Origin of the sequence: Streptomyces sp. NPDC026673 (assembly GCF_040638135.1) — a bacterium.
In the GTDB taxonomy this organism is placed as follows: domain Bacteria; phylum Actinomycetota; class Actinomycetes; order Streptomycetales; family Streptomycetaceae; genus Actinacidiphila.
In genome coordinates, this window is the sequence record NZ_JBEZXR010000108.1 from 1 (window position 1) to 21,795 (window position 21,795).

General features: G+C 69.5%; 18 protein-coding genes and 3 pseudogenes. 9 read left to right on the forward strand and 12 right to left on the reverse strand.

Going from position 1 to position 21,795, the window contains the following annotated elements:
* Window positions 1-250: 250 nt before the first annotated feature.
* Window positions 251-2,325, forward strand: a pseudogene (locus tag AB0F62_RS39215) (SpoIIE family protein phosphatase).
* A 107-nt stretch (window positions 2,326-2,432) separates the two neighbouring features.
* Here AB0F62_RS39215 and AB0F62_RS39220 read toward each other — a convergent pair.
* From AB0F62_RS39220 to AB0F62_RS39240, 5 genes are all read right to left on the reverse strand, one after another.
* Window positions 2,433-3,422: a hypothetical protein gene (locus tag AB0F62_RS39220; RefSeq protein ID WP_361810710.1), complete on the reverse strand. Its 990-nt coding sequence runs from the start codon at window positions 3,420-3,422 to the stop codon at window positions 2,433-2,435.
* Complete coding sequence (locus AB0F62_RS39225; RefSeq protein ID WP_361810712.1) at window positions 3,419-3,985, reverse strand: sigma-70 family RNA polymerase sigma factor; 567 nt, start codon at window positions 3,983-3,985, stop codon at window positions 3,419-3,421. The genes AB0F62_RS39220 and AB0F62_RS39225 overlap by 4 nt, the downstream gene beginning before the upstream one ends.
* Entirely contained in the window at window positions 3,982-4,242 is a 261-nt protein-coding gene (locus AB0F62_RS39230; RefSeq protein WP_361810714.1) for a hypothetical protein, read from the reverse strand. The genes AB0F62_RS39225 and AB0F62_RS39230 overlap by 4 nt, the downstream gene beginning before the upstream one ends.
* Before the next feature lie 400 nt (window positions 4,243-4,642).
* A complete protein-coding gene (locus tag AB0F62_RS39235; RefSeq protein ID WP_361810716.1) occupies window positions 4,643-5,206 on the reverse strand; it encodes a hypothetical protein in 564 nt (187 codons plus the stop codon).
* A 34-nt stretch (window positions 5,207-5,240) separates the two neighbouring features.
* A complete protein-coding gene (locus AB0F62_RS39240) occupies window positions 5,241-5,687 on the reverse strand; it encodes a hypothetical protein (protein ID WP_361810718.1) in 447 nt (148 codons plus the stop codon).
* 287 nt (window positions 5,688-5,974) lie between these two features.
* Here AB0F62_RS39240 and AB0F62_RS39245 point away from each other — a divergent pair, with 287 nt between their 5' ends.
* From AB0F62_RS39245 to AB0F62_RS39255, 3 genes are all read left to right on the forward strand, one after another.
* Window positions 5,975-6,544: a hypothetical protein gene (locus AB0F62_RS39245; RefSeq protein ID WP_361810720.1), complete on the forward strand. Its 570-nt coding sequence runs from the start codon at window positions 5,975-5,977 to the stop codon at window positions 6,542-6,544.
* Between the two features lie 230 nt (window positions 6,545-6,774).
* Window positions 6,775-7,242 carry a GNAT family N-acetyltransferase gene (locus tag AB0F62_RS39250; protein WP_361810722.1) on the forward strand — a complete coding sequence of 156 codons (468 nt, stop codon included), beginning with the start codon at window positions 6,775-6,777 and terminating at the stop codon, window positions 7,240-7,242.
* Window positions 7,243-7,885: 643 nt separating this feature from the next.
* The gene (locus AB0F62_RS39255; protein ID WP_361810724.1) at window positions 7,886-11,221 is read left to right on the forward strand and encodes a S8 family peptidase; all 3,336 of its coding nucleotides are present in this window, start codon (window positions 7,886-7,888) and stop codon (window positions 11,219-11,221) included.
* 327 nt (window positions 11,222-11,548) lie between these two features.
* Here AB0F62_RS39255 and AB0F62_RS39260 read toward each other — a convergent pair whose 3' ends face one another.
* Entirely contained in the window at window positions 11,549-12,289 is a 741-nt protein-coding gene (locus AB0F62_RS39260; protein WP_361810726.1) for an SDR family oxidoreductase, read from the reverse strand.
* Between the two features lie 95 nt (window positions 12,290-12,384).
* On the opposite strand from AB0F62_RS39260, the gene AB0F62_RS39265 reads away from it, so the two are divergent.
* Window positions 12,385-13,353 (forward strand): AraC family transcriptional regulator, encoded by a 969-nt coding sequence (locus tag AB0F62_RS39265; RefSeq protein ID WP_361810728.1) that lies wholly within the window; start codon window positions 12,385-12,387, stop codon window positions 13,351-13,353.
* A gap of 46 nt (window positions 13,354-13,399) precedes the next feature.
* On the opposite strand, the gene AB0F62_RS39270 is transcribed toward AB0F62_RS39265, so the two are convergent.
* Window positions 13,400-14,776 carry an amidohydrolase family protein gene (locus tag AB0F62_RS39270; protein WP_361810730.1) on the reverse strand — a complete coding sequence of 459 codons (1,377 nt, stop codon included), beginning with the start codon at window positions 14,774-14,776 and terminating at the stop codon, window positions 13,400-13,402.
* Window positions 14,777-14,895: 119 nt separating this feature from the next.
* Between AB0F62_RS39270 and AB0F62_RS39275 the strand changes: the two genes are divergently transcribed.
* Window positions 14,896-15,801, forward strand: a complete 906-nt coding sequence (locus AB0F62_RS39275; protein WP_361810732.1) for a LysR family transcriptional regulator — start codon at window positions 14,896-14,898, stop codon at window positions 15,799-15,801.
* A 9-nt stretch (window positions 15,802-15,810) separates the two neighbouring features.
* On the opposite strand, the pseudogene AB0F62_RS39280 reads toward AB0F62_RS39275, so the two are convergent.
* The 3 genes and pseudogenes from AB0F62_RS39280 to AB0F62_RS39290 form a co-directional block, all read right to left on the reverse strand.
* Window positions 15,811-16,625 (reverse strand): annotated as a pseudogene (locus AB0F62_RS39280) (IS5 family transposase).
* A 49-nt stretch (window positions 16,626-16,674) separates the two neighbouring features.
* Window positions 16,675-17,259 carry a DinB family protein gene (locus AB0F62_RS39285; RefSeq protein WP_361810734.1) on the reverse strand — a complete coding sequence of 195 codons (585 nt, stop codon included), beginning with the start codon at window positions 17,257-17,259 and terminating at the stop codon, window positions 16,675-16,677.
* 511 nt (window positions 17,260-17,770) lie between these two features.
* On the reverse strand, window positions 17,771-18,115 hold the full coding sequence (locus AB0F62_RS39290) for a hypothetical protein (protein WP_361810736.1): 345 nt from the start codon (window positions 18,113-18,115) through the stop codon (window positions 17,771-17,773).
* Between the two features lie 82 nt (window positions 18,116-18,197).
* On the opposite strand from AB0F62_RS39290, the gene AB0F62_RS39295 reads away from it, so the two are divergent.
* A complete protein-coding gene (locus AB0F62_RS39295; protein ID WP_361810738.1) occupies window positions 18,198-18,389 on the forward strand; it encodes a hypothetical protein in 192 nt (63 codons plus the stop codon).
* Between the two features lie 17 nt (window positions 18,390-18,406).
* Here AB0F62_RS39295 and AB0F62_RS39300 read toward each other — a convergent pair whose 3' ends face one another.
* Window positions 18,407-19,204, reverse strand: coding sequence for a DUF6193 family natural product biosynthesis protein (locus tag AB0F62_RS39300; RefSeq protein WP_361810740.1), 798 nt, complete (start codon window positions 19,202-19,204; stop codon window positions 18,407-18,409).
* A 567-nt stretch (window positions 19,205-19,771) separates the two neighbouring features.
* On the opposite strand from AB0F62_RS39300, the gene AB0F62_RS39305 reads away from it, so the two are divergent.
* Both AB0F62_RS39305 and AB0F62_RS39310 read left to right on the forward strand, forming a co-directional pair.
* Window positions 19,772-20,707, forward strand: a complete 936-nt coding sequence (locus AB0F62_RS39305; RefSeq protein WP_361810742.1) for an SDR family NAD(P)-dependent oxidoreductase — start codon at window positions 19,772-19,774, stop codon at window positions 20,705-20,707.
* Window positions 20,708-20,909: 202 nt separating this feature from the next.
* Entirely contained in the window at window positions 20,910-21,566 is a 657-nt protein-coding gene (locus AB0F62_RS39310; RefSeq protein ID WP_361810744.1) for a TetR/AcrR family transcriptional regulator, read from the forward strand.
* Between the two features lie 128 nt (window positions 21,567-21,694).
* On the opposite strand, the pseudogene AB0F62_RS39315 reads toward AB0F62_RS39310, so the two are convergent.
* A pseudogene (locus AB0F62_RS39315) lies at window positions 21,695-21,795 on the reverse strand (alpha/beta hydrolase); the annotation flags it as partial.

Sequence of the window (21,795 nt, forward strand, 5' to 3'; positions counted from 1 at the left end):
CACTTCAAGTGGTGAAGGACTACATCGACAACCAGAAGCGGCCCACCTGACCGTCACGACGAAAAGGCAGGGGACTCCGGCGCTCCGCGCCTCCGAGCCCAGGATCGGATTCCCTCCCCGCCTGAAGGCGTGGATTCCCTCCGAAGAAGTGGGATGGAGGCACCGGAAAGGCACGGAGAACATCCCAGCGCTGCAGCTCCAGTGCCTGCGCTGGCCACGCGTCGCCCCGGCGGTCGAAGGAGCACCTGGGATGAGCGAAACGGAATCCTCCAGTGCCGGCAGCGGCTCGTCGGACCCGGAGCTGGAGCTGCCGACCGGGGTGCTGGACGCGCTCGGTGTGGCGGTGGTGGCGCTGGATGCGGCCGGGCGGTTCGTGTTGTGGGGCCCGCAGGCCGAGGAGCTGTTCGGCTACCGCGCACAGGACGTGCTGGGCCGTCACGCGGCTGATCTTCTGGTCCAAGACGCGTACAAGGACCTGGTGGCCCGCAGGTGCCGGCAGATGATCGAGACCGGCCGGAGCTGGGCCGGGCTGATCACCGTGCGGAACAAGAACGGCAGTACGCGGCTGGTGGAACTCCGCTGCACCGTCTGCCGGACCGGCAGGGCGACTTCTACGCGCTGGGTATCGCCACCGACGCGTCGACGATGCGCTAGGTGGATCAGGACCTGGCGTTGTCCGCGCAGCTGATCTCGCAGTCGCCGATCGGGCTGGAGGTTCTGGACACCGATCTGCGCTATGTGGCCGTCAATCCGGCGATGGAACGGATCCACGGGCTGTCCGCCGAGGAACACCTCGGCCGGGGCTTCCGCGAGGTCCTGCCCTCCGGCACCGTCGACGCGTCCGAGGCGGCCATCAGAGAGGTCCTCAGGACCGGACGTGCTCAGGTCGACAAGTACACCGTCGGCCGCACCCCCGCCGACCCCGACAACGATCGCGCCTGGTCCGTCTCCGTCTTCCGGCTGGAGGATCCACGCGGTCAGGTTCTCGGAGTCGCCACCTCGGTGGTGGATGTCACCGATCGGCACGGCGCGATCGCAGCGGCGGCCCAGGCCCGGCAGCGCCTGGCCCAGATCGCCGAGGGCTCCGCCCGTATCGGCACCACCTTGGACATGCGACAGACCGCCCGCGAGCTGGCCGACGTCGCCGTGCCCACGCTCGCCGACGTCGCGGTCGTCGACGTGCTCGACTCCGCCCTGGACGATCGCCGGCCCGCGACACCCGACAGCGGCCCTGCGCTCTTTCGCACCCTCGCCGTGAAGGCCGCCTTCCTCCCCGAGGCGGCCGCCGCCGCCGGCACGGCCGACCAACCCGTCACCCATGACGCCGACCGGCTGCCCACCCAATGCGTACGCACAGGTCAGCCGATCATGGTGACCCACGTGGACGAATGGGACCTGGCGCGCATCGCCCGCGACGCCGCAGCCGCCGCCGTCCTGGCCAGCGTCGGCATCCACTCCTACCTCGCAATACCGCTGACCGCCCAGGGCCGGACACTCGGCGTCTTGGGCCTGATGCGCGGCCGCAGCCACCAGCCTTTCAACGCCGACGACGCCACGCTGGCCGGGGAACTCGCCGGCCTCACCGCCCTGTCCCTCGACAACGCACGCCTGTACCAAAGCGTCCGCAACACCGCGGTGACACTCCAGCGCAGCCTGCTGCCCCGGCCGGTACCGCCCGAGCACCTGGAGGTCGCCACCCGCTACCAACCCGCCGGCACCTCCACCGAGGTCGGCGGCGACTGGTTCGACGTCATCCCCCTCACACACGACAGGACCGCGCTCGTGGTCGGCGACGTGATGGGCGGCGGCATCGACGCCGCCGCCACCATGGGCCGCCTGCGCACCGCCACCGCAACCCTGGCCGACCTCGACCTCCCGCCCGCCCAGGTCCTGCAGCGCCTGGACAAGATCACCGCCGGCCTCGACCCCTACATCGCCACCTGCATCTACGCCGAGTACGACCCGCACAGCGACCACTGCCGCATCGCCGTGGCCGGGCACCTGCCCCCCGCACGGACGCCGGTCGGCCGGCCCCCCGAACTGCTCGACCTGCCCTCCGGTGCACCGCTGGGGGTCGGCGGCGTCCCCTTCGAGACCACCACCGTGCCCCTGCACCCGGGCGATCAACTCGTCCTCTACACCGACGGCCTGGTCGAAACGCGCCACGACCCCATCGACGAACGTCTCAACCTCCTCCTACGCGCGCTCGACAGCCCCGACCGCTCCCTGGAAGAGACCTGCGACCGGCTCCTGGAAACACTGCACGACCCGGACGACCACGACGACGTGTCCCTCCTCATCGCCCGGCCCAAACCACGCCACTGACCCCGGCCCTGACCCACCGCGGGCACCGGCCGTCCGGAAACAGCACTCGGCTCGCCCGGCGCCCACCCGCGGCCACGCCCGGGAACCGCCGGGCGCCCTGCCGGTGGTCATACGCAGTCACGGACGGGAGCCCTGCCCGAGCGGACGACGAGGTACACGCCGCTTCCCGGAGGGGTGCCCTGCGAGCGGCTCTTGAGGTCTTGGATGTCGACTCCCTCAGGCCACCGTGTCCGCTGCTCCGACCAGTGGACACCCAGCAGATCGGTCCTGCTCAGGTCCGCATCGCGAAGGTCTGCGGCCGTGTAGTCGTCCAGGAGCGCCTCGATGGCGGCCTCGTCGAGCTCGGACAGGTCCCGGCCGAGCAGTCCGCCGAGTGCCTCTCGCACGCCGCCCAGCCGGAACAGCACCAGACCGTCAGCCCGCGCCCGGGCGTATGTCAGCGCCAGCGCGACGTCGTCTGCGCAGGCGCAGCCGAACTCGTCGACGAGGTTGCGGGCTTCGGCGAGGTCGCGCGCGAAGTGGTCGGCGTCGGCGACCGCACGGGCGGCAGCCTGATCACCCGCGGCAAGGTCGGCGGCCAGGTCCTGGCCGAGATCACGGGCATCGCGGAGAGCGCCGGCGAGCAGGAGCGTCAGGGCGTGGGAGAACGCTCGGGCTTTCGCGTCCGCGGTCGCCGGATCCACGAATGCTCCGGCGAACTCTTGGACGGAGGTGATGGCGTGGTTGATGTCGTCGGCCCGGGCGTGGGCGGCGGCGAGGTCGCGGCGGGCTGCGATGACGCCCTGGTGCGTACGGACCGTCATGCGGGCGTGCGGGCTGATGGTGTGTCGAAGATCGCCGGGCGGGGCCGACGTGGCTCCACTTGACGTGGTCCTCGATGGGGAGTGCGGCGCAGGCAGGATGCCGGCCAACCCCGCGTCGACGTCGAGGACGGTGTCCAGGGCCTCCATCAGGGTGTGGTGACGGGAATGGACGAGGATCTCGCGCAGGCCGGCCTCGGTGTTCAGGACGCTGTCCAGGCCCTGCAGCAGAGCGTGCTGGTGCTCGGTGATCGGGCGGCTTGCCTGCTGGGGACGAGTACGGCGGGGATGCGTCACTGTTCCTCCTCCCGGATGTCGAGCTGCTGGGCGATGGCCAGGCGAGCCTTTCTCAGGCTGGCGCGTACTGCCTCGGGACGGATCTCGAGCTGTTCGGCGGTCTCGGCGGGAGTGAATCCGCTCAGGGACCAGGCCAAGACTTGTCGTTGCCGATGGGGCAGTGCCCGCAGGAGCGGAAGGAGGTCGTACCGCGCCTGCCACTCGGCGAAGGCGTCAGGGCGCGGTAAGAGCGAGGTCGGCTCGGGGACTTCGTCCACGGGCTCCTCCCGGACTTCCGCGATGGCTCTGATCAGGGCGCGGGAGGCGACTGAGTGGGCCCAGGCCCTGGGTTGACGGATGGCGCTCCAGGTCCGGTAGGCCGTGAGCATCGTGTCCTGGGCGATGTCCGCGGCCACCGGGAGCGGCGCCCCCAGGTTGACCAGGAAACCGACGAGCGGTTTGACGGTGCTGCAGTAGAACGCGGTGAACTCCTGCTCGACGCGGCGGTGTTCCCGGCCGGGAGCGGCAGGCGCCGATGTGGGGGCGGGGCGCATGGGGTAATCGGCGGGCTCATGGTCGCTCATGCCTCCTCCCCCACCTGGGGCGGCCGCCCTGCCGGGGCGCAACTGACCGTGACGCGGATGCGGTGCCCGTCACTGTGCGTCTCGCTCAGTTGCAGTGCGCCGCGGCCTGCGATGGCCGTGACGACCTCGCTCACATACGTGTGCCGTGCCTGCTCGTTGCGAGCCTTCCAGTACTGGCGGATCCGCAAGCCCCACAGTGTGAGGGCCTTTGCGACGAGGACCGAGGCAATGGCGCCTGCCGCGGTAACTGGGTCCATGGCTGTTCCTGTTCCTGGGTGTTGCCCCGCACCTCGGTGCCGAGCCCGGTCATCAAGGAAGAGTCCGTACGGGGCACCATCGTGAACCCGGGAACCAAGATTTTTCCGGCGGCGGCCGGCTGCCGGCGTCGACAGCACCTCGACGACGCCGCGGTCTCCACCCCGCAGCCGGCCCGCCACTTCGCCCCGCCGATTCCCGCCCGGGATCTGCGGCCGCTCCTCTTCGGTATCGGCCTGTTCCGCCTGACCGTCGCCTGGCGCGGCTGGTTCGGCACGATCGCCCGGCGCGCGGCGAGCGCCGCCTGCGCGTGGGGTCGCGGTCGAAGGCGTCGGCCTCCTGTGTGGTCGTGGAGTCCGCCCCGCGCGGGGGCCGGCGCTCTTCCCACCGGCACCCGACCGCTCAGGATTGCTTCGCGACGTCCGTCACCGAGGACGGCCCCAGCTGCTTGGCGCTGGCGTACTCCGGCATCGTCATGGGCTTGTCGAACAGGAAGAACGACTGGTTCGTGCCGACCGTGAACTCCATGTACGCGCCCGTCGTGGCGTCGAAACCGTAGTAGGCGTTGCAGGTGGAACCCGACGTGTACGTGCCGTCCATGCCGGGCTGCGCGAGAACCGCGATGCCGTCGGAAGAGGACTCCACCCGCTCCGTCGGGGTCAGCATCTTGCAGCGCGGCACCGGCAGGCCCTTCATGATGAAGTACCCGTACTCGCCGTTGGCGTTCTGGATGTAGACGTACGAGAGTTTGCCCCGCTTCCCCCACGTCTTGATCCACTGGTTGATCGCTTCGCGGGTCGGCGAGTACTCCATGCGACCCGCCGGCTGCTGGGCCACGAGGTGGTCGTAGTTGTCCTGCTTGGCCTTGTTCTCCTTGTCCTGACTGGACTCGGTGCAGGACGTCAGAACAAGGCCGACGAGGAGCGCCACGACGGCGGCCAGGGCCATGCGTGCGAACTTCTTCATGCGGTTCTGCCCTCTTCCCCGGATGAGATGGCGATCAGTTGGCGCACGTGGTGCGCTCGGCGGCGGCGTCCAGCCGATACGGCAGATCCTTGTCACGGAAGGGCGCACGGTGCTCCTGGGCGGCCTTCGAGTTGTAGGCGTTGACCGACTCGATCCGCGTGGCCTTGAGCGCCGTGATCGACTGGTCGATCTGCGTCGTGCGCGTCTCCGAAGCGGCCTTCCGCTCCTCCAGGAGCGCCTGGATCGTCCCCTCGGCGTTCTGCACGGCCGCGCACAGATCGAAGAACTCCTCGTACGTGGTCTGGCGGAACTCGCCCGAACCGACGGTGTTCTCACGCTTGTCCGCCTCACCGCGGAACGGGGCGGTGACCCACCCCGCGCCGCCGAAGGCGAACACGCCGATCACGTAGAACAGCGCCAGGCCGATCACCCCACCGGCGGCCCAGGTCCCCAACCGTGCCCCCTCGCGTACCCGCACCATGCCATCCCCCCTCACATGTGGCTCCGCGGCGTGGGAACCCCGTGTGAAGGAGGACACAGCGCCCGGAGAAACGGTTCCGCCGGCGGGCGTGAGGCGCGGCGTCCCGCCGAACCCCGCCCACGGTTGGCGGATGGGGGGTGGGGCGGCTGCGCACCCGCCGGGAAACTGCCATAGGGTTCGGCGCGGACCGGCACACTCGGTCAGTTGCGGTACCGGGCAGCTCAGTTCAGATCAGATCAGGTCACAGTCGGGCAGTCGCCCGACAGGTACGTGCAGGGGAGCACAGCGTGAGTCTCATCAAGAAGGCATTCGAGGTCATCGAGAAGGGCTTCGACGCGAGCGGTGACGCCATCCACGACTTCACCGTCAACCGTCGCACGGCCGAGCTCTTCCTGAAGCTGGGGGTCGCGGTCTACGCCGAGCAGCGCCTCGGCGGCTCGCACGAGCCGGTGGAGAGGATGTTCGAGGCCCTGGAGGGCCACGTCGCCGAGAACGGCGAGGTGGAGCTCGACCACCTCAAGGAGGCCCGCGAGGTCCTGGGCGAGGCGTTCGTGGCCAAGCACACGGCGGAGATCGAGGCCGCCGAAGCCGCCGAGGCCAAGGCGGTCGAGGAGGCCGTGGCCGCCGCCGCGGCTGCCGCCGCAGCCGCCACCGTGACTCCCGCGGCTCCCGTCGCCGCCCCCGCGGTTCCGGCAGAGCCCGCCGCCCCCGCCGCCCCCGCGGTTCCGGCAGAAAGCCCCGTAGCCGTCGCCCCCGTCGAGGAGGCCGCCATCCCCGTCGCCCCGGCGGCGACCCCCGCTCCGGCACCGGCTCCGGCCCCGGCCCCGGCTCCGGCGGAGACCACTCCCGCCGTCTGACCCACGGACGAAGGCCCGGCAGAAACGTCGTACCAGCCGTTTCCAAGGGCCGTCGCAACACGTGGTTGCGCTGATCAGGCCGTAATCAGTTCATGCAGGCGCTCGGCTGGGGTCTCCCAGCCGAGCGTCGTGCGTGGAAGAAGCGCCGGATCCACAGCGGATCGTCGGGCAGAGCGCCTCGCATGGATGTCTCCCTGACCTGCGGCTTGGGCCGTTCTAGGCTTCGGTGCATGAAGATCACCGTGCGTCCGGCTGCCGAGCAGGACCTCCCCTCACTGCTCGCTCTCTACGGCGAGCTGAACCCTGACGACCCGCCCCTGTCCAAGGAGTCGGTCGATCTCATTTGGACCGGAATAGCCGGGCAGCAGGGACGTACCGTACTGGTCGCCGAAGTTGACGCCACCATCGTCGGCACCGCGGACTGCATGATCCTGCCGAACCTCACCCGAGGCGGTCGGCCCATCCTCTTCGTGGAGAACGTCGTCGTCGCCGTCTCCAGCCGACGGCTGGGCGTCGGACAGCGACTGATGGCGGCCGCCGTACACCTCGGTGAAATGGCCGATTGCTACAAGGTGCAGTTGCTGGCAGCCGACGACACGTACGTCCACGACTTCTATGAGTCGTGCGGCTTCAAGCCTCTGGCACAAGGCTTCCGGCACTACATCGAGCAAGAACGGCCGAGCAGCGCAGTCGCCTGACTCAGCGCATATGCTCCTGTAGCCTTCGATCGGCCTGAGCCGTTTCCCTTGGCTGCCCCACGGGGCTGCGCAAGATTGCCTGTGGAGGGTTTGACGGTGCTCCCCGGCCACCACACGGAAGGGCACTGATGCCCATCACCCCGACAATCGGTGTTCCTGGGAAACTCCCTGACGAATCATTTCCACCTGGACACGGCGTTCCTCCAGGCACGTGAGGTCGCCGGGGATGTCCCCTTCGAATACGGCCGAACAATTGGGCCCGACGGGGAAATCGGGAAATCCGGCCAGATACCCCATGCGGGTGGGATGAGCGCTTCCGCCCCCCGCGCACAGGTGTCGAGGCGTCAACATCGGGCGCTATCACCGCAGGTCACACGCCGCCCATGTCTGCCTTGCCGGACAGCAAGCGGGTTGGGGCCGAAAAGTGCGTCAATGCCGCAGATAATTCACCGGTTGGCCACCGGTCCACCATCCCGTCATCCAAGATCAACCCGTTGACACCCTCTCGGGACTGGTGCTTCGCTGTGCGGCGCACCCCAAGTTCGCCGTGAAATCCACGCGTAGGCGCGGGGTGAACGAGCGAGAGGAAACCGTGAAATTCACGTCCAAGAGACCTGCGATCGGCACGGTCTTGGGAATCAGCATGCTGCTGGTCGCCGCTACCCCGTCGGCGTCCCTGGCACTCGCCACCCCCACCGGCTCGGCATCGTCGGCCACTCCGGTCTCGGCCTCGGCTTCGGCCTTCGGAACGGGCACCGAGATCAAGGGAGCTTCGGCCGGTACCGGCGTGCAGCGGTGGATACCACTGATCACCGGCGACCGGATCGCGGTGAACGCCAAGGGTGACATCGTTGCCGCGCGTCCCGCCAAGGGCCGGGAGGACATACCCATCCGGGTGGAGACCCGCGACGGCCACACCTACGCCCTGCCCGACGACGCCCGGAGCCTCGTCGAGAGCGGCCGGGTGGACCGGCGGCTGTTCGACATCACCACCCTGAGCACGCCGGCCTACGCGCACCGCCAGGACCTTCGGCTCATCGTGATGTACGACGCGGCCCGTCCGGCGGCCAGGACGGCCCTGCGCTCCAGCGGCGGTGCCGAGGTCCGGCGCACGCTGCCGAGCGTCAACGCCGACGCCGTCGCCGCGCCCGCGAACGGCACCGCGGCACTGTGGTCCGCCGTCACCAACGGGTCCGCCGACGCGATGAAGCGCACCGTCGCACCGGGTATCGCCTCGGTGTGGCTGGACAGCGTCGTCCAGGCGAGCCTGGACAAGAGCGTCCCCCAGATCGGCGGCCCCGAGGCATGGGCGGCCGGTTTCGACGGCACCGGTACGCGTGTCGCCGTTCTCGACACGGGCGTCGACACCAGCCACCCCGATCTGGCCGGACAGGTCGTCGCCGCGCAGAACTTCTCCGACTCGCCGGACACCGAGGACCGGTTCGGTCACGGCACGCATGTCGCGTCGATCACGGCCGGCACGGGCGCGAAGTCCGGTGGCAAGTACAAGGGTGTGGCGCCGGGGGCGCGCCTGCTCAACGGCAAGGTCCTCGGCGACAGCGGCAGCGGCAGCATGTCCCAGATCATCGCGGGCATGGAGTGGGCGGTCGCCGAGAAGGCGGACATCGTCAACCTCAGCCTCGGCACCTACGACTCCCCGGAGATCGATCCGGCGGAGGCGGCCGTGAACAGGCTGTCGGCCGAGAGCGGTGCCCTCTTCGTCATCGCGGCGGGCAACAACGGCGAGCAGGGACCCGGAACGGTCGGCTCCCCGGGCAGTGCCGACGCCGCCCTGACCGTCGGCGCGGTGGACAAGCAGGACAAGCTGGCCTCCTTCTCCAGCACCGGCCCGCGCGTCGGTGACGGCGGCATCAAGCCGGATCTGACGGCGCCCGGTGTGGCCATCGGGGCCGCGGCCGCGCACGACAGCTACCTGAGCACGGTCGCCCCGACCGTCGCGGACGGCTACATGGCCCTCAACGGCACCTCCATGGCCACCCCGCACGTCGCCGGCGCCGCCGCCATCCTGGCGCAGCAGCACCCCGACTGGAGCGGCGACGACATCAAGGACGCGCTGGTCTCCTCGACGACGCCCGGCGGGTACACGGCCTTCGAGCAGGGCTCGGGCCGGGTCGACCTGCGGAAGGCGATCAAGCAGACGGTCGTCACCCGCGAGACGTCGCTCTCGTACGGTGTCGCGCAGTGGCCGCACACCGACGACCAGCCGCTCGCCAAGGACCTCACGTACCGCAACTCGGGCGACTCCCCGGTCACCCTGAAGCTGACCGTGGACGCCACCGGGCCGGACGGAAACCCCGCGCCCGGCGGGATGTTCACCGCGGACGACCAGGTCACCGTCCCGGCGCACGGCGAGGCGACCGTGAAGGTCACCGCCGACACCCGCCTCGGCGGTGACATGACCGGTGCCTTCACGGGCCGGATCACGGCCACCGGCGACGGGCAGACCGTCGGCACCGCGCTGGCCGTGGACCGCGAGTCGGAGATGTACACCGTCACGGTGAAGACCCTCGACCGCAAGGGCAAGCCCGCGCCCGCCCCCGCCTGGGACGCTCAGCTGCAGGGCCTGTCGGGCCCCGCCATGGGCACCAACACCGTGCTGAGCGGCGACGTGCACTCGCTGCGCGTCCCCAAGGGCCGGTACTTCCTCAACAGCATGGTCCGGGTCGACCCGGAGGGTTCGTACAGCCAGGGCGGTGACTGGTTCAACCAGCCCGACCTCGAGGTCACCAAGGACACCACGGTGACGGTGGACGCGCGCACCGCCAAGCCGCTCGACATCACCATCCCGGACCGTTCCGCCCAGCAGGTCCTCGGCTACTTCAGCGCGGGCCTCGATCTGGCCGACGGATACAGCACCCGCTACGGGGTCTTCACCGACTCCCTCGCGAAGTACCGCACCGCCCACCTCGGCCCGAAGGCGGCCGCGGGCGACCGGCTGACCCAGCAGCTCCTGACCACCTTCTCCACCGGCGTCAACGGGCACGACGAGTACCACCTGGTGTACCAGCCGACCGGCGACAAGTACCTCACCGGCTTCACCCACCACGCCAAGTCGCGTGAGTTCGCCAAGGTCCAGGTGAAGCTCGGAGCACCCGCCAAGGGCAAGTTCGGTTTCATCACTCCGGGCACCGAGGGCGGCGGCGGCCTCGGCACCGTCCACGCCCTGCCCTACACCGGCACCCTGCACCTGCTGTCGGGGAACCCCTCGTGGCAGATGGGCTTCATGCAGGTCGACGCGAACGACGCCTACGAGACCAGCTATGACGCCCTCCCGAGGACGTTCAAGCCCGCGCGCTCCTACGAGCACGTGTTCAACGTCGGTGTCTTCGGGCCGGATCTCCCGGAGGGCGCCGGACTCGTCGGGCTGGTCCGGGCCGACGAGGCGATCGACGGGCGGCTTCCGCTCTTCTCGGACAGCCAGGGGAACATCAGCGAGAACAACTCGCCGATCGAGAGCGCGCGGACGTCCCTCTACCGCAACGGTGAGCTGGTCAACACCAGCATCTACCCGATGGACGTCTTCTACATCGCGGAGAACGAGCGGGCGGACTACCGGCTGACCGTCTCGGTCAAGCGCGGCACGGTCGCCGATGTCTCCACGAGCTTGACCGCGAGCTGGACGTTCTCCTCCGAGTTCGCCCCGGGGATCACCAAGCTCCCGACCTCGGTCGTGCGCTTCACCCCCGCCCTGTCCCTCGACAACACCGGCAAGGCCCGGGCCAAGGTGCGGGTCCCCGTCACCGTCAGCGGCACGGCCGCGGGTAAGAACCTCAAGTCCCTGAGCGTGTGGGCCTCCTACGACAAGGGAGCCCACTGGCAGAAGCTCAGCGTGTGCGACGGCCGGGTCCAGGTCACCAACCCCAAGGCCGGCGGCAGCGTGTCGTTCAAGGCCCAGGCCGTGGACAAGCAGGGCAACACCGTCGACGAGACCATCATCGACGCCTACCTCACGAAGTAGCCCCCGTCGGATCGGAACCGCGGTCCAGGGCCCACGCCCCCGCGGTTCCGGTCCAGCGGACCCCTCCGGGTTCCGCTGACGCCGGTGCGGCGATCGGTAAGGCCCCTGCCCCGGCAGGGGCCTTACCCGTCCGGTGAGCGCCGGAGGCATCGCACCCGGGGCCGGGCCTCAGATCGAGCTGAGGCTGATCTCGAGGGAGAACGGAACCGAGGTCTTCACGACGTCTGTGAACACGTTTCCGTCGCGGTAGACCCCGGCAGCGGGATCGAGCACATAGGTGTACACCACGGGAACACTGTCGATGGTGTCCGCCCGGTAGACCACGTCTCACCGCCGGGCGCCCTCCGGGCCGGCGTGAGTTCCCGCCTGCGTCAGGAACGCGCGGTACGTCCGGGCCGGGTCGGCGCTCAGCGCCGCCTTCGCCGCGCGGGTGTCCTCGTCCGCGAGGACTTCCAGCGCGCCGGCTTCCAGTCCCTCCAGGGCCTGGCGCACGACATCCGCGGGGTCGTTCTTCGGGATGTCCCACCCGCTCATCATGTCCGTGTCGGTCGAGCTCATCAGCAGGCCGGTGACCTGGGTGCCCTGCCCCGCCAGCTCCAGGCGAACGCCGTTGGTCAGGCTCCAGGCGGCCGCCTTGGCGACCGCGTAGGAGTTGGCCCCCGGATACGAGAGCCACGACAGGCGCGAGAGCACGTTCAAGATCGCGCCTCCGCCGTTCGCGGCGAGCACCGGGGCGAAGGCACGCACGACCGAGAGGGTGCCGTAGAAGGACGTGTCCACCTCGCGACGGATCTTGTCCAGGTCACCGGTGACAAGATCCTGGTAGAGGCTGACGGCCGCGTTGTTGATCAGCAGCGTGACGTCCGCCGCGGCCGCCGCCGCGGCGGTGACGGAGGCGGGGTCGAGGAGGTCCAGGCGCAGGCGCTCGGCGCCCTCGATGTCCACGCGCTCGGGATCGCGGGCGGTCGCGTACACCTTGGCACCGCGCTCGAGGAGTTGTTCGGCGAAGTGACGGCCGAGCCCCCGTGAGGCCCCGGTGATCAGTACAGTGCTTCCTTCGATCTTCATGCACTCACCGTATGACTCAGGCAGTGAGCGAATCGATGGCTCATTGGCTCGGATTCATGTCTGTTTGCCTCACCGGACTGCAGTAGGCTCCAGTCATGGATCTGCTCGCCGAGGTACTGGCCCTGTCGGATGTACGGGGAGCCGTCGGCGCACGCATCGAGGCCGGCGAGGACTGGGGCTGGTGGTGGACCTCCGCCACGCCCCGCGCGTCGCTGCACGCGGTCACCGCGGGAACGGTCTGGGTCGGCCTGCCCGACGGCCCGCCCCTGCAACTGATGCCGGGTGACGTCGTCCTCCTGCCCGGCGGGGCCGAGCACGCACTGGGCAGCGACCCGGCAGCCGTGGCCCGTACGGGGCCCCGCACGTTCGACGACTGGCAGCTCACCGGTTCCGGAACCGTGGCGATCGGCACCGGACCGGTTCGCGCCCGCATCCTGTGCGCCGACTACGGCCATGACCGGACCGTCTCGACGCAGGTGCTCACCCTGCTGCCCGCCGTGGTCCACCTGCGCGCGGCAGACGACCCGGACGGACTGGCCCAGGACACCGTGCGCCTGCTCGGCCGTGAACTCGCCACTCCGCGAGCGGCCACCGGCGTGGTCCTCGACCGACTGGTGGACGTACTGCTCGTCCACGTACTGCGGACCTGGCTCGCCTCCGGAGGAACCTCCGCGCCCTCCTGGCTCGGGGCCCTGAACGACCCGGTGGTGGCAGCCGCCGTCGCCGAACTCCACCAGGAGCCCGCCCGACCCTGGACCACCGCCGCCCTCGCCCGCGCGGTCGGCATCTCGCGCGCCACTCTCGACCGCCGCTTCGCCGCCGCGACCGGCGAGTCGCCCGGCGCCTACCTCACCCGCTGGCGCATGGACCTCGCCGCCCGCCGCCTGCGCGACACCGACGACAGCCTCGACGCGATCGCCGCCTCGGTCGGCTACTCCTCCGGCTACGCCTTCAGCCGGGCCTTCCGCCGGGCACGCTCGCAACCGCCGGGCCGGTTCCGAGCGACCGCTCGCGCTCAAGGCGGCCCGGCCCCGACGGACGCCGCCACCACCGCAGCCGTCTGATCACCGCGTCCCACCGGACCGGGCCGACCCGGCGGTGAGGTCGGTGTCATGCCCAGGCGGGGCCGAGGACGTCCTTCAGTCCGGCGGCGGCGAACAGCCTGCGGCGGGACTCCTCCAACTGCTCCTGCGCCCGGGCGGCCTGGCCGGTCAGATTGCCGTGGCGCTTGAGGATCCGGCCGTCCACGAGCACGGTGTCCACGTCCGCCGGGCCGGCGTTGAGCAGCACGGTGGTGACGGCGTCGTTCAACGGGGTCAGGTGAGGCCTTCGGGCGTCGACGAGGATGAGGTCCGCCCGCTTGCCGGGAGTGAGGGAGCCGATGCGATCGCTCATGCCCCACGCCGCGGCACCGGCGGTGGTGGCGAAGCCGAGGACGTCGTGGTGGTCGAGATCCACCTCCATGGGCGGTTCGTCGCGGGCGAGCGCGTCGGCGTTGGCGCGTGCCCGCTCGGCGGCGAGGGTCAGCCGCATCTCGCTGAACAGGTCGGTTCCGGCGCCGGCGACGGTGTCGGCGCCGAGGGCCGGCCGGATGCCGTGGGCCAGGGCGCGCCCGGTGACGGGGAAGGTGCCCATGGCCATCTGCATGTCGACCGTCGGGCAGGGCGTGATGTGGCCCCCGGTGGCGGCGATGCGCTTCAGGTCCTCGTCGTCGAACGCGGCGCCGTGGGCGTGGTGGACGTCCGGTCCGAGCAGGCCCAGTTCCTCCAGGGTGCTGATCGTGCGGTACTTGGAGAGGTAGCCGGGGATGCCGGAGTGCATGCTCAGGGGGACGGCGAGTTCGCGGGCGAGCCGGACGTCGTCGGCGGTGGCGTCCGCGGTGGAGAACTCCGGACCGCGCAGCGCCAGGCCCATGGTGACCCGGGCGTCGTCGTCGGACAGCACCTCGGCACGCATCCGGCGGGCGTCGGCCGGGTGCCGCTCGGAGCTCTCGACGAACCACTTCATGACGCCTTCGCCGACGGGGGGACCGTAGAGGAACACCGCGCGGATGCCCGAGTCGCGCAGGGCGCGGACGTTCTCGTCGGCGTGTTCGGGGGTGGTGACGATGTGGGACCAGTCGGCGACCGTCGTGACGCCGGCGTTGACGGCCTGCAGGGCGCCCCACAGCACACCGGCGTAGACGTCGCGCGGCTCGTACTTGTCCAGCAACCCGGCCAGCACCACCTGGAAGTACCCGCCGAGCGACACCTTCCCGCCGGCGCCGCCGATGGCGCCCTGCCACACGTGACGGTGCGAGTCGACCAGGCCCGGCATGACCACGTGACCGGACGCGTCGATGACCTCGGCACCCTCGGCCTGGAGTCCGTGGCCGACGGCGGTGATGGTGTCGCCGTCCACGAGCACGTCGGCGCCGGGAAGTTCACCAAGAGTCGGGTCACCGGTGACCACGTGCCCGCCTCTGATGAGTATGGAATTGTTTGTCATGTTTCGCCCTTTCCGCTGAACAAGGGCTCCAGTTTCTTTCCTGCAACTATGCTTGTCCAACATCAAACATCGATCACTTGAGCAACAGGCGTGATGAACCGCCTGGAGGGGGCCGAGGCGTGGAAATCCGCCGGTTGCAGCACTTCATCGCGGTCGCGGAGGAGCGGAGCTTCACGCGGGCGGCCGAGCGGCTGAGCCTGGTGCAGTCCGGTGTTTCGGCGTCGATCCGCGCTCTGGAGAAGGACCTGGGCGCCGCGCTCTTCGAACGCACCACTCAGCGCGTCGAACTCACCCCGGCAGGCGAGGCATTGCTGCCTCAGGCCCGCCGCGTAGTCGGTGCGGTGCGCACCGCACGACAGGTTGTCGATGAAGCCCGGGCCGGCCTGAGCGGAACCTTGGAGCTGGGGATCCTCTACGGCCTCACCCCCGGCGGCATCCTGAACGCGCTCGCGACCTTCCGCGGGGCGCACCCCCGGGTCGAGGTTCATCTGCGCGGCCCCGGCCGCCACGGCTCCGGTTCCCACGTCGAGGATCTGCGCAAGGGCAGTCTCGACCTGGCCGTCCTCATGACGGCAGGCCGCCCGCTCAGCGGCCTGCGGCTGCACCCGCTCGGTACCGAGTTCCTCGCACTGGCCTGTGCCCCGGACCATCCGCTGGCTGAACGGAGCAGTGTCGGACTCGCCGATGTGGTGGAACACCAAGTGATCGACTTCCCGGTGGGCTGGGGAGTGCGATCCGCCGTCGACTGCGCTTTCAGCCGTGCCGGGTTGCCGCCGCGCAAGGCCACCCTTGAGATCGACGACATTCCCACGGCACTGGACCTCGTCCGGCACGGCCTGGGCCTGGCCTTCGTACCCGAGCACATCGCCGAACGTGATGGCGGCGTGCGTTTCGTCCCCGTGGAGCAGCACCGCCCCCTGTACCACGTCAGCCTGGCCGAGCCGGACGACCGTCCGCTGAACCCGACCGCCCGGGCTTTCCTGACGGAAGCACTGCGTGACGCTCGGCGTTCCGACGGTGCGTAAGAGGGTGTCTCACGTGGCAAGCTTCGCGAGGTTCTTGCAGCAGGTCAGGGCAGCCGCCAGGCCGAGGAGGGCGAGGAGTGTGTGCTCCCTTTCGTTCATCTCGGACGGTCAAGCGACGGCAGCCGACGAGCCAAGCGATCGACCGCTCGATCTTCCAGCGGTGCCGGCCGAGTCGTTCGCCGGAATCAACACCTGGCCGCGCGATGCGCGCGACGAACCCACGCTCGCGCAGCCAGGCCAGGTGTTCGGCGGAGAAGTACGCCCTGTCCGTGCGGAGTTTGACGGGGCGGCGCCGCCGTGGTCCCGGCGGGACCGGATGGCGGGGATGCCGCGGATGAGCGGTTCGAGGGCGAGACTCTCGTGCATGTTCGCGCCGGACACGGCGACGGTGAGTGGGATGCCCTGGGCATCGGACAGCACGTGCAGCCTGCTGCCCTTCTCGCCGCGATCGACCGGGTTCGGCCCGGTCAGCGATCCCCCCCTTTTGGTGCGAACGGAGGCCGCGTCGACGATCGCCGAGGTCCAGTCCACCTCGCCCCGGGCCCCGAGTGCGTCCAGCACCGCCCGGTGGAGCCGACGCCATAGGCCAGCCTCGGTCCATTGCGTAAAGCGGCGATGCACGGTGGCGGGAGAGGTGCCGAACGTCGGCGGCAGATGCCGTCAGGCACAGCCGGTGGTCGGGACATACACCACTGTCGTGAACACGGCCCGTTCGTCACGCGGAGCGGTCCCACTCCCTTGCGGTCGAGCCGCGAACGACGGCAAGGGGCAACCAGCTCCCAGAGTGCATCAGGAACCAGACGCTTCGACAGATCAGCGCTCACGACTGACATCACGCCGCTCGAACATCACGTCACGTCGTGGGACAGCCTTCTAAGCCTTCGTTGGTGCGGTCGTCCTGGCAGCCTGCTCGATCTTCGCAAAGTAGGCTGCACGGGCTTCCACGTCGATCGGCTGCTCGTTTTCGGCGCGCATCCCGGTCCGGCCGTCGACGCCCTCGCGCAGGATGTCGGCGTGCCCGGCATGCCGGATGGTCTCGCCGAGGACATGGACCATGATGGCGAATAGGTTCGTGTTCGAATAAGGCTCCGACCACCAGGGCACGTGGCCGGGGGCATCGAGGGCAAGCTCGTTGATCGTCGCGTCCGAGTGTCCCCACGTGCGCTGGTAGAACCCGACGATCTGCTCGCGCGTCTCCTTCTCGGCCGCCCATTGATCGCTGCCGTCGGAGTCCTGCCACCGGCACAGCGGTTCCGGAGAAGGGCGGTCAAAGACCTCGCCGAAGTACCTGGCCTCGACCGTGGCCACGTGTTTGACCAGGCCGAGGAGGTTGGTCCCGGTCGCTGTCAGAGGCCGGCGCGCGTCGTATTCGGACAAGCCGTCGAGCTTCCAGAGCAGCGCCTCACGGTCCCGCCGCAGTCTGTTGTGCAGGTTGTCTTTCGCGAACTCATCGATCATGCGGCACGAGCCTGCCATGGCCTCCTCATGGTCTCAAGATTCCGTACGCGGTCCGCACCGACTGCCGGAGCCGTGGTCAGCTGTGGTCACCGCCCCGACCTGCAAGGAGCTCAGGGACCTGCCCACGTGAGAGAACCTCTAATTGCTCGTAACACGATCACGCGGGGCGGGACAGGTCAGCCGTAACCGGTCCGATGACTGAGCCGTTCGTGAGGGTGCGAGCGTCAAGCCATGGCTCTTGGATGACAAGTTGTGGGCACTGATCGCGCCGATCCTGCCACCCTGGCCCGAGCGTTCTCCCACACAGCGGATCAGGTCGAGGCTCTTTGGGCAGGGAGCCGCCCCCCTTCCAGGCCGTATGGCGCTTCGTTCACCCAAGCCGTCGACGAGCACTTCGTGGCGCTCTGCCCGATGCTCGCCGACCACTCCGACTCCCAGGACTTCAACGGAAACGATGAGCCGCCCACACGCCGTGGGCGGCTCTTCACTTCCCTGCCGGTCAGGTGCCGGGCTACGGAGCTCCCATGCGTAGAAATTCGCCATAGATTCGATGCAGCATGACTGCATACTGATAATGGGCCTCGACAACTTCCCGCTCTTCCGTGGTCGCGCCCTCGCCAAATCGTTCCAAGCGAGAGATGATCTCTTCAAGCAAACCCATGACATCCCCCCGGGACGGCTTGAATACCCCCTCGTCCACAAAAGGGATCACCTGGGTCACATGTTCGTCAGCGAGAGCCAGGTCGCCATGAATAAGTGCCAGGTTCTCGCCCGCGCGCAAACGATTCCCGCCGCGGCGTAGACGGGGGAAGGGCGAGCCCCGCCAGAGAGCATAGTCCTCCATGAAATCCGACAACGACTCATCCCCTCATTAGTCGGCGCCCTACCCCGACAGCAAAGCGGTCCGCCGAGAGCTCAGGCGCCGCGGCATCCTGCCGGTGATCTCCCGACGTGGCCACCCGGACATCCACGGCCTGGGCCGGGTCCGCTACGTTGTCGAGCAGACCTGCGCACTGCTGCACCAGTTCAAGCGCCTAGCCATCCGCTGGGAACGCCGCCTCGACCTCCACGATGCCCTCGTCTCTCTGGGCTGCACGATCATCTGCTGGAGACGCCTCAAGAACTCATGACCGGCGTGGTGCCATGGTCACAAAGGTTGCGGGACAGCATCGTCCGGCAGTCCGTTCAGGATCGTTGCGACAGTCGTTGCCGCACCGTCCACCTGCTGAACCTGACCGTTGGCGAAGGTCACCTCGAATCGGCCGTTGCCGAGCGGTCTGGTCCGCGGCAGGTCGTGACAGATGGGCGGCGCGGCCCGGCGGCTGAAGGTCAGCCAGAACATGGAGCGCCCGGGCGACAGGACTCGCAATCGCGGCTGTTCGAAGGCGGCTTCGATGAGGTCCTGCCAGTCAGCGTCCTGCCTGCGCGCGGCGGACTCGCGCATCATCTGCCACCGAGCCGGCACGGCCTCACCGCGCTCGTGGGCTTCGGCCAGCTCCCAGGTCCTCAGGAAGGCCCACTGTGCGACGAGCTCGCGCACCCTGGCCCCCTGAATCCAGGTGCGCAGTGCGCCGGCCACCTCGGCCAGGTCTTGCGCGCTGCCCGAGGCCATGTGGACTTCGTGGGCCCAGCAGTCGACCAAGAACTTGCGCTCGCCGCTGGCCATCAGGACATTCGCCGAGCGGTCATTGGCTTCCATCTTCGCGGCGACGTAGCGCCAGCCCGGTGAGGACGTCAGCTCGACCGTAAGCGCACGGCCCTCACGATCGACCGTCGTCTGGAGAGCGTTCTGCAGCGAGCCTGCCTCCACCACCTCGGGATAGAGCGTGGCGTACATGTGCAGGGGATGGGTGGCATCCGTCGACGCCACATCCGGAAGTGGCGCGTACTTATGAAACGGATTGGCGACTCTGGCCGGTGTCACACCTGGAAGCTGCTCGGACATACGGCCGAGTCTGCCACCGCAGCCCCCAGACGAGCTCGCGATGACGGATCTGAGGTCATCAACAAGATCGTGTTACGAGCTCATAGTGCGCGTGCGGTCACCGACGGTGAGGTGTACATGTCGGCCGTGCCGGGCCGCACGCGAACGCCTGATGAAGGTGACGTTTCGGTAGACGAGGCGAGGGTGCCCAAGTCAACGGGCCCCGCCGCACACGCTCACATGTGGCGGCCGGCGTTTCGCACCTCGTCGAGGCTGCCCAGCGTTCGGTCGGGCGTCGACCCGATGTCACCGCCGCCGACCCGACGGCCGCACCGTCGCCCAGTCGGCACGGTCACCGGCAGGCGCCGCTCTCCAGGGAGGCGACCACTTCGCCCATCGCCACCCGGACGTGCCCTTCGACGGCCGCGGCACACACGTTCGCCCTGCCCGGTAGGCCGGCCTCACGCCCACATCAGACATCTAGTCCGAACACGATGTATGGTTTCTGTGTGATGTCTTGGCCAGAGCGGTATGAGAGACCTCGCCGGCCAAGCAAGGAACCAGTTCTTCTGAAGGCAGGGCACAGCCATGACGCTGACAACCACGTCGTTCGGGATGCGGACCACCGCCGCCGAGATACTCGACGGGGTCGACCTGAGCGGGCGCCGGATGATCGTCACCGGAGGGGCCTCCGGTATCGGCGTCGAGACGGTGCGCGCGCTCGCCGGTGCGGGAGCGCAGGTCACCATCGCCACCCGGAACCCCGCAGCCGCCGAGGCACTGATCAAGGAGTTCCCGGGCACGCGGGCGGTCGCACTCGACCTCGCCGACCTGGATTCCGTCCGCAGCTTCTGCGACGCCTGGAGTGGGCCGGTCCACGGCCTCATCGCCAACGCCGGCGTGATGATGCTCCCGACCCGTCAGGTCAGCGCACAGGGCTGGGAGATGCAGCTCGCCACCAACTACCTCGGCCACTTCGCCCTGGCGGTCGGCCTGCAGGAGGCTCTGCAGGCCGCCGAGCAGTCGCGCGTGGTCGTGGTCAGCTCCGGTGCCCAGCTGCGGGCGGGCTTCGACTTCGACGACCCCCAGTTCGAGCGACGCGCCTACGACCCGTTCGTCGCCTACGCACAGTCGAAGACCGCCGACGTGCTGCTCGCCGTCGGAATCAGCCGCCGGTGGGCCGAACACGGCGTCACCGCCAACGCCTGCGCGCCCGGGTTCATCCACACCAACCTGGCACGCCACCTCGACGACGCGACCATGCAGGCCATCGGGGCCATGGACGCGGACGGCAACCTGGTGACCCCCGACTACTACAAGACCCCCGCACAGGGAGCCGCCACCACGGTGCTGCTGGCCGCGTCGCCGCTCCTCGACGGCGTGACGGGACGGTACTTCGAGGACAACCAGGAGTCGGAGGTCGTCGACGGGGGCCCCGAGGTGATGGCGGGCGTCGCCAAGTGGTCGGTCGACCCGGCCGCCGCGGACCGGCTGTGGGAGTACGCCCTTCCCGTGGTGCGCTGACCCCGATCCCCCCGGTGTACCGTGGGGGACCGCCCGCACGGCCGAACGACGCCGCGCACCGGTCCCCCATCGTGTACGCGTGGCCGCTCTCGCCTCCGCGGATCCGGTTCGCGCCGCTCCGGTGGAGCAGTGCCGCCGACCGCGGGTCTCCTTCACCGAGCCCGGGTCGATCCGAGCACGAGAACAGACTGGAGGGTGCCTGATGAGACCCGTGACCCGACGGCAGGCCGACAGCTACGCCGCGCGTTCGGCCGCGACCCAGGCGCAGGTGATGTCCACCCTGGAGCGGCTGCTCGATTCCGGCGAGGCGTTCCGCGACATCAGCGTCCAGCGGCTCCTGGAGGAGGCGGGGGTGTCCCGGGCCACCTTCTACGCGCACTTCCCGAGCAAGTCGGACGTCCTGGTGCGGCTCACCGACGGACTGCGGGAGTCGCTGCTGGCGCTGGCACGGCAGTGGGACCCGGCCGCCGGGGAGGACGGGGCCGACCGGTTCGCCCGCTTCTTCGAGGAGGTGCTCAGGATCCACCGCGCCCATCAGGGCGTGATCACCGCGGTCCGGGAGGCGGCGGCGTACGACTCCGCGGTGGGCGATTTCTACACCGCGGACCTCGAAGGTTTCGAGGAGGCCGCGCTGCGGACCCTGCTGGCCGAACAGGCCGCCGGTTCGACGACGGCCGACCTCGACGCCGTTGCCGCGAGCCGGATCATCGCTTGGGGCGGTGCCCAGGCGATCGCGCACCACATCCAAGTGGACGACGGCAGCCGTGACGCCGTCTTCGCCCGCGAACTCGCCCGGATCTGGTGGTACGGCGCCTACCGTCGCCCCGCCGACGCCCGGCAGGGCGCGGGACCCCATTGAGTCGCCGCGCGGACGGGCCCTCGCCGGACCCCGCCCCGCAGGTCGCGTGACGCCTGCGCCAGGCCGCGCAAACCGGGTCGCCGCCGCGGATGCCCCGCGGCGGCGTCGCCCTCCCCCGCGCGGACGATTCAGCCGCGTGCGAAGTCCAGCAGGTCGGCGTTGAACCGTTCGGCGAACTTGGGCACCATCGCCAGCCCGTGCGGGGCCCCTTCGTACACCTTGTAGACCG

What these genes read in the sequence shown, in the direction of transcription:
- AB0F62_RS39225 (WP_361810712.1), bottom strand. Translation starts at nt 3,985, where the DNA reads ATGAGCGACCATGAGCCCGCCGATTACCCCATGCGCCCCGCCCCCACA.
- AB0F62_RS39230 (WP_361810714.1), bottom strand. Translation starts at nt 4,242, where the DNA reads ATGGACCCAGTTACCGCGGCAGGCGCCATTGCCTCGGTCCTCGTCGCA.
- AB0F62_RS39235 (WP_361810716.1), bottom strand. Translation starts at nt 5,206, where the DNA reads ATGAAGAAGTTCGCACGCATGGCCCTGGCCGCCGTCGTGGCGCTCCTC.
- AB0F62_RS39240 (WP_361810718.1), bottom strand. Translation starts at nt 5,687, where the DNA reads ATGGTGCGGGTACGCGAGGGGGCACGGTTGGGGACCTGGGCCGCCGGT.
- AB0F62_RS39250 (WP_361810722.1), top strand. Translation starts at nt 6,775, where the DNA reads ATGAAGATCACCGTGCGTCCGGCTGCCGAGCAGGACCTCCCCTCACTG.
- AB0F62_RS39255 (WP_361810724.1), top strand. Translation starts at nt 7,886, where the DNA reads ATGCTGCTGGTCGCCGCTACCCCGTCGGCGTCCCTGGCACTCGCCACC.
- AB0F62_RS39260 (WP_361810726.1), bottom strand. Translation starts at nt 12,289, where the DNA reads ATGAAGATCGAAGGAAGCACTGTACTGATCACCGGGGCCTCACGGGGG.
- AB0F62_RS39265 (WP_361810728.1), top strand. Translation starts at nt 12,385, where the DNA reads ATGGATCTGCTCGCCGAGGTACTGGCCCTGTCGGATGTACGGGGAGCC.
- AB0F62_RS39270 (WP_361810730.1), bottom strand. Translation starts at nt 14,776, where the DNA reads ATGACAAACAATTCCATACTCATCAGAGGCGGGCACGTGGTCACCGGT.
- AB0F62_RS39285 (WP_361810734.1), bottom strand. Translation starts at nt 17,259, where the DNA reads ATGATCGATGAGTTCGCGAAAGACAACCTGCACAACAGACTGCGGCGG.
- AB0F62_RS39300 (WP_361810740.1), bottom strand. Translation starts at nt 19,204, where the DNA reads ATGTCCGAGCAGCTTCCAGGTGTGACACCGGCCAGAGTCGCCAATCCG.
- AB0F62_RS39305 (WP_361810742.1), top strand. Translation starts at nt 19,772, where the DNA reads ATGACGCTGACAACCACGTCGTTCGGGATGCGGACCACCGCCGCCGAG.
- AB0F62_RS39310 (WP_361810744.1), top strand. Translation starts at nt 20,910, where the DNA reads ATGAGACCCGTGACCCGACGGCAGGCCGACAGCTACGCCGCGCGTTCG.